Genomic DNA, 10,161 nt, shown 5'->3' on the forward strand with positions numbered 1-10,161 from the left:
CTACATGACACGCTGCATGCAACTTTCAACAATTTTTTTTAGCAACAAGCTTTTGAAAGAATTGAAGCTAAAGCTAACCGGCTAAAGCCGGTGGTTTAAACCCTGTGATGGAAAATTAAATGAGCGTTCGGACAATTTGAAACACGCTCAGACTGAATCCAGATCGTCGTCGATATCTTCGTAGGCTTCGTTCGTGAAGCGAGGGCTGCAAATGGCGAGAAAGATTAAATCCCGGTCACCTTTGTTGATAATCCGCTGGCGGCATGACTGCGGGATCAACACCACATCGCCGGCCTCAACATCCTGAGGCGCAAGGCCTCCAACCTCGACACAGGCCTTGCCCTCAAGAATCACATAACGCTCCGCAGTTCCGTTGAGTCGGTGCCAACGGGTAGTGACCCCGGGCGCCACACGCGCCCTGGCAATCGATACCTCCGGATCATCCGGCGCATTGGACAATTCGATGATGAAGCATTTTTCGGTGGTGTAGAACTCCGCGCGCGGATCGAACCACTTGATGGTTTCTTTCATAAAAACTTCTCGGTTGCATGGCCGTACCCGGCTCGAACTCTGTAAACGCCCCCCAGATTAAATTGCAACATGTCATGGCTTACGCCCGGCTTGCGCAAACCCAATCGCCAGACAGATGATTGCAGGCCAGGACGTCACAAAGAACAACAGTCCCGGCCCGATCGGATTTGGGTCCGGGTCGGGCCATAGTTGCAAGGAAGCCAGCGCAATAATCGCGAGCAGCGGCCCCCAGCCGAAAATAACCAGCGCGAGACCGATTCGTATCATGCGGTTGGAAAGGTAGCGATTTTTCATGGAGTGCCTTTGAAGCGTCTTGACGTTGTGTCAAGGGTGCGAAAACGATAAAGCTATTTGAACATTGGGCTCCTCGCATTGCCCTTAGCCGGGATCGACACGGCTATCAAAAATTTCAAGGGTATTCCCGAGGAAATGCGCCCTTGTAAATAACCTTCAATCAACCTATCAGCCATTATAATGGGAGAGATGATTTACCGCACTCGATTCTCCGATCAGCCTGTCAGGACAAACCTTCTATGCCCGATACGAAACAACGCACAAAAGTCGTGATTATGGGCGCCGCCGGACGCGATTTTCATAATTTCAACACGGTGTATCGGGACGATCCGGCCAGCGAAGTCGTCGCCTTCACCGTCGCGCAAATTCCGGATATTGCGGGCCGCCGCTATCCGCCTGCGTTGGCGGGTCAATATTATCCGAAGGGCATTCCGATCGTTGAAGAAGCGGAACTCGAGGCCTTATGCCGAACGCATCGGATCGATCAAGTGATTTTCTCGTACAGCGACGTGCCGCACAGCCAAGTGATGCACAAGGTCTCCATTGCGCTGGCCCAAGGCGCGGATTTCACGCTGCTGGGACCAAACAGAACGATGCTTCAGGCTTCCGTGCCGGTGATTGCCTGCTGCGCGGTGCGCACCGGCTGCGGCAAATCGCAAACGGCGCGTTGGCTGTCGAAATTGTTGAAGGCGCATGGGCTGAAAGTCGCGGTGATTAGACATCCGATGCCTTACGGCGATCTGGCAAAACAGGCGGTGCAGCGCTTTGCCTGCCGCGCCGATCTCGATGCGGCCAATTGTACGGTAGAGGAGCGCGAAGAATACGAACCGCATCTGGCCGTGGGCAACGTGGTTTTTGCGGGCATCGATTATGCCGAGATCGTCGCGCTCGCCGAACAAGAAGCCGATGTGATTCTTTGGGACGGCGGCAATAATGATTTTTCGTTCATCCGGCCCGATCTGCTGATCGTTCTGGCCGATCCGTTACGGCCGGGCCACTAAGCCTCGCATCATCCCGGCGAATCGGTACTGCGAATGGCTGACATTATTCTGATCGGCAAGGTCAATTCGGCCGCGAATGCCGATGTGCAGCGCGTCGCCGAAGCCGTGCGGCAACAGAATCCCCGCGCGCCGGTGTTGCGCGGGGCGTCGATCGTGCGGTTGAACGAGCCGGACAAGGTGCGCGGCAAACGGGTGCTGGTGGTCGAAGACGGCCCGACCATCACGCATGGCGACATGCCTCTATGGCGCGGGTTATGTCGCGGCAGTAGAAGCACAGGCCGCGGAGATTGTCGATCCGCGGGATTTCGCTGCCGCCGAGATAGCCGAGGTGTATCGCCACTTCCCGCATATCGGCAAGGTGCTGCCGTCCGTCGGTTATTCTCCACGGCAGCTGCAGGCCTTGAAAAAAACGATCGATGCGGCCGCGGCCGATGTCGTCGTGAGCGCGACGCCGTGCGATCTGGCCGCGTTGATCGAAATCAACAAACCGGTCGTTCGCGCCAGTTACGAATTCGCGGAAATGGGCAAGCCGTTGTTGAGCGGGTTGATCGAGGATTTTCTAAAACAGAAAAATTTACTCTCGGATTAATACGATACTATCAAACCCACCAATCGATTCCGTCGATCTCCGCGCTAATGTACGTGCCGGCGGTGCGGGCCAGGATCGCGGCCGCATCCTGGAGTTGCCCGACGCAGGCGATGCCGCCCTCGTTTTCGGCAAACTCGCAGGCGGCCGCCACTTTCGGAGCCATCGATCCTGCGGCGAATGTCATTTGCCGGACCGCGCCGGGCGAAATGCAACGCAGCGCGCGAGCTTCCTGCGTTCCTCAATCCTGATAAACCGCATCGACATCGGTCAGCATCATCAACATGTCGGCGCCAAGTTCGCGAGCGAGCAGCGCGCTGGCCAGATCCTTGTCGATCACCGCTTCGATGCCATGTAAACGGCCATCATCGTCCCGCGCGACCGGTATGCCTCCGCCGCCCGCGCAAATAACGACGATGCCGCAAGCAACCAACAGCTTAATGACCTCGAGTTGCAGAATCCTCCGCGGCCAAGGAGAAGCAACCACGCGCCGGTAATGTTCGCCATCCTTCGCGATGTTCCAGCCGCGCTCTTGCGCCAACCGTTCGGCGACGGCCTTTACGTATACCGGCCCGATTGGCTTGCTTGGAGACTGAAAAGCCGGATCGTTCGCGTCGACCTCGATTTGCGTCAGCAAGGTGGCGCACAACCGATGCGAGGGCAATAAATTGGCCAACTCTTGTTCGATCAGATAGCCGATCATGCCTTCCGTTTCGGCATCGAGAATATCCAGCGGATATCCTTCAACCGGTTGATGGGCAGCGCTTTGCAGCGCCAGCAAGCCGACCTGGGGGCCGTTGCCGTGCGTAATGATGAGTTCATGCAGCCGAGCGAGCGAAGCCAAGGCTTCTGCGGCTATTTTGATGCTGCGGCGCTGATTTTCGGAAGTCGGTGCTTCGCCGCGACGCAAGAGCGCATTGCCGCCCAGGGCGATGACCAATCTCACAAATTATCCAAAAGTGAATGATGCAAATAAGTTGAGGTGCCTCATACCTTTTTGTTTAGCAAGCAGTCTTGCCGGCATAAACTGGCTCAAATGGCAATACCCTCAATCACGGCCATTTCTTCGTCGTCCAGCTCGATATGATAAACCGACAAATCCTCCAGCATATGTTGTTTGCTCGTCGTTCCGGTCAGAGGAATCATCCCGGATTGCAAGGCGAATCGGAACACGGCCTGCTCTACGGTGCAGCAATGCCGTCTAGCGATCTCCTGCATTTCGCGGCGATTCAGCACCGCCGAATTCGCGGTCAACAGCGAGAAGCCCTGATAGATGATGTCGTTGGCGCGGCACAGCATCCGGATTTCGGCGTCCCAGCGCCTGTGCGCATAGCAGCGGTTTTGCACGAACGCGGGCTGGATTTGGGCTTTTTCGAGCAGCCATTGCAACTGCTCCAGCGAGCAATTGGAAATACCGATCAGTTTGACGAAACCCTCCCTCTGCAAATTTTCGAGCGCGCGCCAGACTTCCCAATCGGCCTCGGTCAGGCCCCGGCTTGAAGCAGGCCCATGCAACAGATACGAATCCAGATAGGACGTATCGAGATGTGCCAGCGAACTTCGCAAAGATTGCTCGACCTGCGCGGTGTAGCCGGCCTTAGGATCGTAAGGAAGCCGGTGATCCTGGCTAGCCGCATAGGTGAATTTGCTTTGCAGAAAAAGATCTTTGCGCTGCAAGTGCCGTTCGTCCAGCTCTCGCCGAACCGCATTACCGACGCCTTCTTCATAATAATGGCGGCGCTGATTCGCGGTATCGATGCCCAGAAAACCGGATTCGATCGCCAGGGACGTCAAGATTTCGGTTTCGGCCTCCTTCCAGACCGTGCCGTAGAGAAAAGTCGGCAGGGAAACCCCTCCATGACTTATCGTCCGGCTGACTGTCCGCAATACGTTCGGCATGTTTCCCCCCATGTTAAAACGGGTTATCGTTAGGCTCGCTCAGCGGTCGATAAACTCCATCGCTTCCCGCCACCACGGACGCCAAGGCTCCAGGGGGAGCGAATTGTGACCCGCGTTTTCGAAACGCCAGAGTTTCTTCCGCTGCTCCGGCAATGCCTCAAACAAGGCCAATGTGCGCCGGTTCGGTATCACCTCATCCTGCCCGGCCATAATCACAGCGATGCGACCCGTAAAATCTCGAAACTTGGCAACGTTGTCGAATTTATCCAGGATTAGCCATCGAGCCAACAAAAACCAGTAATGATGCTGAGCCACCCTGACCATCGAATCAAACGGCGTGATCAACAACAACCCCTTAATCGGCACCTCATGCGAGGCGATGATTCCTGCCACGACGCCGCTGCCCAAAGACTCTCCGCACAAAAATAATGGCTCTTTAAACGCCTGCCGGGCTATTTTCGCGGTCGCAATGCCGTCCTCAACCAGCGCCGCTTCGGAAGGCGATCCGCTCCTCGCGCCATACCCCGGATATTCGGCGATTATCACGCGGTATCCCAGGCTTTGCAATGCGTCGATATAATAAGCCCTATGCAACGCGGCGCCCGCATTGCCATGAAAAACCAGCACCGTGCCTTTCGCATCGCCCAAAGACATCTGGCTGATCATCCCGCGCCGTTCGCCGCCTGGCGGCCACGGCTGCAATTTTAAATCCGCCATCAGTTCATCCTGCTGCGCCCGCGAAAAGCGTGCCGGGAAATACATCATTTTCCGCTGCAGCAAAAACACCGCCAGCAGGATCAGCAAATAGGTCAGCAATAGCGACATGACACGGGAAACCTTCATTATAAGACGCAAGTTAGAGAAGCTATAGATTCGGCCTTGTGACGTTTTAATTATTTCCGAGTTAAAGCCATATGCAACAGCCCCCGGCAACCTTTACTACATGTTGATCGCTGGCGGATGGCTTTGCCGGCGGCAGCAACTGCCGAAACGGATTTCAAGCCAGGAGCGCCAGCAAAGCTCGGCGGAAAAAATTCGCCGTGCGGAAACATCGACAAGGTTGGTCCGTTGCGAATCGCCAAGGCAATCGATTAACGGATCCTGCGGCATTTCCTATACCAGCACCTGCTCCTGCAAGAGCTTCAGTTCGTCGCGGATTTTCGCCGCTTGCTCGAATTCCAGATCTTTCGCATGCTGATACATTGCATCCTCGAGCTGTTTGATTTTTTTCGCCAGTTGCTTTGGGGTCATCGGTTTATAAGGCGCGGCCGCTTCGGCCACGCGTTTTTGCGTGCTCGGGATCGCAAGGCCGGAGCCTGGTATCGCAGTCTGCAAGATGTCGGTGACCGATTTATAAATGGTCGCCGGCGTAATATTATGCGCTTCGTTAAATCGGTATTGTTTTTCGCGACGACGCTCGGTTTCCTCGATCGCCTGCTGCATCGATTTGGTGATCCGGTCCGCGTACAGGATCGCCTTGCCGCGCACGTTGCGGGCGACACGGCCGATCGTCTGCACCAGCGATACGGTCGAGCGCAGGAAGCCCTCCTTATCCGCGTCGAGAATCGCGACCAGCGACACCTCGGGGATGTCGAGGCCTTCGCGCAGCAGATTGATGCCGACCAACACGTCGAACTGGCCGAGGCGCAGATCGCGGATGATTTCGACGCGCTCGACCGTTTCGACATCGGAATGCAAATAGCGCACGCGGATGCCGTGATCGCTGAGGTATTCGGTCAAATCCTCGGCCATGCGTTTGGTCAGCGTGGTAACCAGGACCCGTTCCTGCAGATCGACGCGTTTGTTGATTTCGGACAGCAAATCATCGACCTGAGTCGTCGCCGGGCGCACCTCAACCTCGGGATCGAGCAGACCGGTCGGCCGCACGACCTGTTCGACGAATACGCCGGAATGCGCTTTTTCGTAAGGACCCGGAGTCGCCGACACATAAATCCGCTGCGGCGACTTCAGTTCGAATTCGTCGAAAGTCAACGGCCGGTTGTCGAGCGCGGACGGCAACCGAAAACCGTATTCGACCAGCGTTTCCTTGCGCGAGCGATCGCCCTTGTACATCGCGCCGATTTGCGGCACCGTGACATGGCTTTCATCGATCACGATGATCGCGTTGTCGGGCAGATAATCGAACATCGTCGGCGGCGGCTCGCCGGGGCCGCGGCCGGACAAATAGCGCGAATAGTTTTCGATGCCGGAGCAATAGCCCATCTCGATGATCATCTCGATGTCGAACAGCGTGCGTTGCTCAAGACGCTGCGCCTCGACCAGTTTATTGAGCGAACGCAGTTGCTCCAGGCGCTGTTTCAGTTCGACCTTGATCTTGTCGACAGCTTCCAGCAACTGCTCGCGCGGCGTCACATAGTGATTCTTCGGATAGACTGTATAACGCGCGACATGGCGCACGATTTCGCCGGTCAGCGGATCGAACAGCGACAGGCGTTCGACTTCGTCGTCGAACAGTTCGACCCGCAAGGCTTGCGAGTCGGATTCGGCCGGATAGATGTCGATCACATCGCCGCGCACCCGGTAAGTCGCGCGGCGGAGGTCGACATCGTTGCGCGTATATTGCATTTCGGTCAGACGGCGGATGATCGCGCGCTGATCGATCATGTCGCCCTTGACCAGATGCAGCACCATCTTAAAGTAGGATTCCGGTTCGCCCAAGCCGTAGATCGCGGACACGGTCGCCACGACAATCGTGTCCTCGCGTTCTATCAAGGCCTTGGTGGCGGACAATCGCATCTGCTCGATGTGCTCGTTCAGCGAGGCGTCCTTGTCGATAAAGGTGTCGGAAGCCGGCACATAGGCTTCCGGCTGGTAATAGTCGTAATACGAGACGAAATATTCGACGCTGTTTTCCGGAAAAAACTCTTTAAACTCGCCATAGAGCTGCGCGGCCAGAGTTTTATTCGGCGCCATGATCATCGCCGGGCGCTGGACTTTCTGGATCACGTTCGCAATCGTAAAGGTCTTGCCCGAACCGGTCACGCCGAGCAAAGTCTGATGCACTTCGCCGTCGTTCAGGCCTTCGGTCAGTTTCTCGATCGCGGCCGGTTGATCGCCGGCCGGTTCAAAGCGGCTATGGATTTTAAATTCTTTCTTCACTCGATATTTCTCAAAAACCGTTTTTTTGGCAACGGGTTATTAGCAAGCCACGGCACATGGAGTATAATTCACGGCAATTTTTGACATTGATTTTACACGGCGGAACATGAGCATCAAACTATCCAACAGAGTTCAGGCAGTCAAACCTTCACCGACCTTGGCGATTACCGCCCGGGCCGCGCAAATGCGCGCGGCCGGCAAGGATATCGTCGGACTCGGCGCGGGCGAACCTGATTTCGATACGCCCGAACACATCAAGGCGGCGGCCGTGCAGGCATTGGCGAAAGGTTTCACCAAATATACCGCAGTTGACGGCATTCCGAGTTTGAAGAAAGCGATTATCGATAAGTTCAAAAAGGATAACGGTCTCGACTACCAGCCGAAACAAGTGCTGGTGTCATGCGGCGGCAAGCAAAGCTCGTTCAACCTGACACAGGCACTTCTGAATCCGGGTGACGAAGTAATCATCCCTGCCCCGTTCTGGGTATCCTATCCGGACATGGTGCTGCTCGCGGACGGCGTGCCGGTGATCATCGAAACCACGCAGGCACAGCGTTTCAAAATCACCCCGGAGCAGTTGCGCTCCGCGATTACGCCGAAGACCCGCCTGATCTTCATCAACAGCCCGTCGAACCCGTCCGGCATCGCCTACACGCTCGACGAACTGAAGGCGCTCGGCGACGTATTGAAGGAATATCCGGACATCATCATCGCGACCGACGACATGTACGAGCATATTCTCTGGAAGCCGGGCACGTTTGCGAACATTTTGAACGCGCATCCGGATCTGTACGACCGCACCGTCGTGATGAACGGCGTCTCGAAGGCCTATTCGATGACCGGCTGGCGTATCGGCTATGCGGCGGGTCCCGCCGACCTGATCGAGGCGATGACCACCGTACAGTCGCAAAGCACCTCGAACCCGACCTCGATCTCGCAGGTCGCCGCCGAAGCCGCGCTGACCGGCGATCAAAGCTTCATCAACGACATGTGCGTCGAATTCAAGAAGCGCCATGATTATGTGGTGGCCGAGTTCAACAAGATCGACGGCATCGACTGCATCGAAACCGACGGCACCTTTTATGTGTTCCCGAATATCGAAAAACTGCTCGCGCGGCTCGACGGCATCGACGACGACCTGGCCTTTTCGGAATATTTGATCGAACAGGCGGGCGTCGCGCTGGTGCCGGGATCCGCGTTCGGCACACCGGGCCATATCCGGATTTCGATTGCGACCAGCATGGCGAATCTCGAAAAAGCGCTCGAGCGGATCAAGAACGCGGTTTGATTGCACCGTTGGAACCGTTCCCGCGCAGACTGCGTGGGAACGGTAACATTGTCAAACTTTCTTCCAAATCCTCAGATTCAGATTCAGGTCGTCGACAATCCCTGCGACCAGCGCCAGGTAACGGAAATAATCCCGCAAATAGCCGGACTGCACACTGCTCGAAAAAATCTTCGGCTCGAACAGATCTTTATTGACCGGCAGGGCCACGTACAATTTCGAATGAATGAAAGCAATGTGCACTCGGGTACTGGCCTTATTCCTGAAATTGACCAGCCGTTCCATCAGCGACGGCGACAGGATATAGCGTGCTTCGACCTGATCGGTGCCATAGACGGTAAACAGTTTCTCAAACTCGGGATTTTCGAGTTCGACGATATCGCCGCGGCCTGAACTGCATTTTTCGAATAACTTCCCTAAACCCGAAAGGCTGCCCCGCGCATCGGGCACGACATAAGTTTTGCCCTGAAAGTGCTTGTTGAAATCGGCAATAAAAAAAATGCCCTTGAAGATGGTCACCCAGTGCGTTTGTTTACGTCCTTTCGAATCGGTCGTTTCGTGCTTTTCCTCGTGAACGAGTTCGGAGAAGCGGAAACGGGTCGCGCCGAGCGCGCCTTCGACCAGATCGTCGCCGCGATAACGGTCGATCCCGCTTCTGAAAATATCGGATTCATGGTAATCCTGTTCGTCGATATAGTGGTGGGGAAGATAATCGAGATGCGGATCGATCAATGCCGCCAACCCGCGAATCGTGCAACCCTTGAATTCAGCCGCATAGGCCCGCTTCTTTTGACTGAAACGATAAAACCGATAAACCGCAACGATCGCAAACGGCGCGGACGCCAGTAAATAAATCGCTTGATTTGAGTGTAACGCCCACACGAATCCGGGCACGCTCGCAACCAGGAATATGATGCCTGTCCAAAACAGGGCCAGCAAGGCTTTCCGGTCAGGCTCCAGATCATGCAGAATCGTCGCCAAATTATTGCTGTAGTGTTTGATAAAGTCGTCGGCCGATTTCATAGGTGTCAAGCGTTTTACGGGGCGGCAAATCGGGTTCGGCTTCTGAGCAAATCCCTGGTGCTGACGCTCCTCCTTTCTTCGTCCGGTACTTCGATATAGGTTTTGAGCGAATAATTCATCATGCCGGCCAAAATATTCGTCGAATACTGCCCACTGACAGTGCAAGCCCGTTGCGCCGCTAAAATTCGTCCCTCGATTTCATTCCAGGCCGCTTGCAAAATAGCCAGGACTAAAAAAAGCAGGGTTCCGAGCAATACGACGATCATAGGGAGATATCCGTAATATTCAGGCACCCAAAATTTCTAGTAAATATCCCCCGGCAAAGCCGGGGGCTTTATGTTGTGAACCGCTCAAAGCGGTACGTGGGGTCGCTAACGCGGCCCCAGTTCAATAGCCGCCTAAAGGCGGCTTTCAGTTCCAAA

13 protein-coding genes are annotated in these 10,161 nt (G+C 55.5%); 3 read left to right on the forward strand and 10 right to left on the reverse strand.

What is annotated here, in order from left to right; genetic code table 11:
- Positions 1-147: 147 nt before the first annotated feature.
- The gene (locus U2W12_RS02360; protein WP_326499068.1) at positions 148-531 is read right to left on the reverse strand and encodes a cupin domain-containing protein; all 384 of its coding nucleotides are present in this window, start codon (positions 529-531) and stop codon (positions 148-150) included.
- Positions 532-603: 72 nt separating this feature from the next.
- Positions 604-825, reverse strand: coding sequence for a hypothetical protein (locus U2W12_RS02365; protein ID WP_326499069.1), 222 nt, complete (start codon positions 823-825; stop codon positions 604-606).
- A gap of 239 nt (positions 826-1,064) precedes the next feature.
- Here U2W12_RS02365 and U2W12_RS02370 point away from each other — a divergent pair, with 239 nt between their 5' ends.
- Complete coding sequence (locus U2W12_RS02370) at positions 1,065-1,826, forward strand: hypothetical protein (RefSeq protein ID WP_326499070.1); 762 nt, start codon at positions 1,065-1,067, stop codon at positions 1,824-1,826.
- An 8-nt stretch (positions 1,827-1,834) separates the two neighbouring features.
- On the opposite strand, the gene U2W12_RS02375 is transcribed toward U2W12_RS02370, so the two are convergent.
- On the reverse strand, positions 1,835-2,062 hold the full coding sequence (locus U2W12_RS02375; RefSeq protein WP_326499071.1) for a hypothetical protein: 228 nt from the start codon (positions 2,060-2,062) through the stop codon (positions 1,835-1,837).
- On the opposite strand from U2W12_RS02375, the gene U2W12_RS02380 reads away from it, so the two are divergent.
- Positions 2,053-2,415: a hypothetical protein gene (locus U2W12_RS02380; protein WP_326499072.1), complete on the forward strand. Its 363-nt coding sequence runs from the start codon at positions 2,053-2,055 to the stop codon at positions 2,413-2,415. The genes U2W12_RS02375 and U2W12_RS02380 overlap by 10 nt on opposite strands.
- Positions 2,416-2,425: 10 nt before the next feature.
- On the opposite strand, the gene U2W12_RS02385 is transcribed toward U2W12_RS02380, so the two are convergent.
- From U2W12_RS02385 to uvrB, 5 genes are all read right to left on the reverse strand, one after another.
- The gene (locus U2W12_RS02385; RefSeq protein ID WP_326499073.1) at positions 2,426-2,599 is read right to left on the reverse strand and encodes a hypothetical protein; all 174 of its coding nucleotides are present in this window, start codon (positions 2,597-2,599) and stop codon (positions 2,426-2,428) included.
- A 54-nt stretch (positions 2,600-2,653) separates the two neighbouring features.
- The gene (locus U2W12_RS02390; RefSeq protein ID WP_326499074.1) at positions 2,654-3,358 is read right to left on the reverse strand and encodes a carbamate kinase; all 705 of its coding nucleotides are present in this window, start codon (positions 3,356-3,358) and stop codon (positions 2,654-2,656) included.
- Positions 3,359-3,444: 86 nt separating this feature from the next.
- On the reverse strand, positions 3,445-4,311 hold the full coding sequence (locus U2W12_RS02395; protein ID WP_326499075.1) for an aldo/keto reductase: 867 nt from the start codon (positions 4,309-4,311) through the stop codon (positions 3,445-3,447).
- A gap of 39 nt (positions 4,312-4,350) precedes the next feature.
- Positions 4,351-5,136, reverse strand: a complete 786-nt coding sequence (locus U2W12_RS02400) for an alpha/beta hydrolase (protein ID WP_326499076.1) — start codon at positions 5,134-5,136, stop codon at positions 4,351-4,353.
- Positions 5,137-5,424: 288 nt separating this feature from the next.
- Complete coding sequence (gene uvrB / locus U2W12_RS02405; RefSeq protein ID WP_326499077.1) at positions 5,425-7,431, reverse strand: excinuclease ABC subunit UvrB; 2,007 nt, start codon at positions 7,429-7,431, stop codon at positions 5,425-5,427.
- Positions 7,432-7,537: 106 nt separating this feature from the next.
- On the opposite strand from uvrB, the gene U2W12_RS02410 reads away from it, so the two are divergent.
- The gene (locus tag U2W12_RS02410) at positions 7,538-8,719 is read left to right on the forward strand and encodes a pyridoxal phosphate-dependent aminotransferase (protein WP_326499078.1); all 1,182 of its coding nucleotides are present in this window, start codon (positions 7,538-7,540) and stop codon (positions 8,717-8,719) included.
- A 51-nt stretch (positions 8,720-8,770) separates the two neighbouring features.
- On the opposite strand, the gene U2W12_RS02415 is transcribed toward U2W12_RS02410, so the two are convergent.
- Together U2W12_RS02415 and U2W12_RS02420 are read right to left on the reverse strand one after the other, a co-directional pair.
- Entirely contained in the window at positions 8,771-9,739 is a 969-nt protein-coding gene (locus U2W12_RS02415) for a DUF3137 domain-containing protein (RefSeq protein WP_326499079.1), read from the reverse strand.
- 14 nt (positions 9,740-9,753) lie between these two features.
- On the reverse strand, positions 9,754-10,005 hold the full coding sequence (locus U2W12_RS02420) for a hypothetical protein (RefSeq protein WP_326499080.1): 252 nt from the start codon (positions 10,003-10,005) through the stop codon (positions 9,754-9,756).
- Between the last annotated feature and the right edge of the window lie 156 nt (positions 10,006-10,161).

This window comes from Methylomicrobium sp. Wu6 (genome assembly GCF_035916875.1).
In the GTDB taxonomy this organism is placed as follows: domain Bacteria; phylum Pseudomonadota; class Gammaproteobacteria; order Methylococcales; family Methylomonadaceae; genus Methylomicrobium.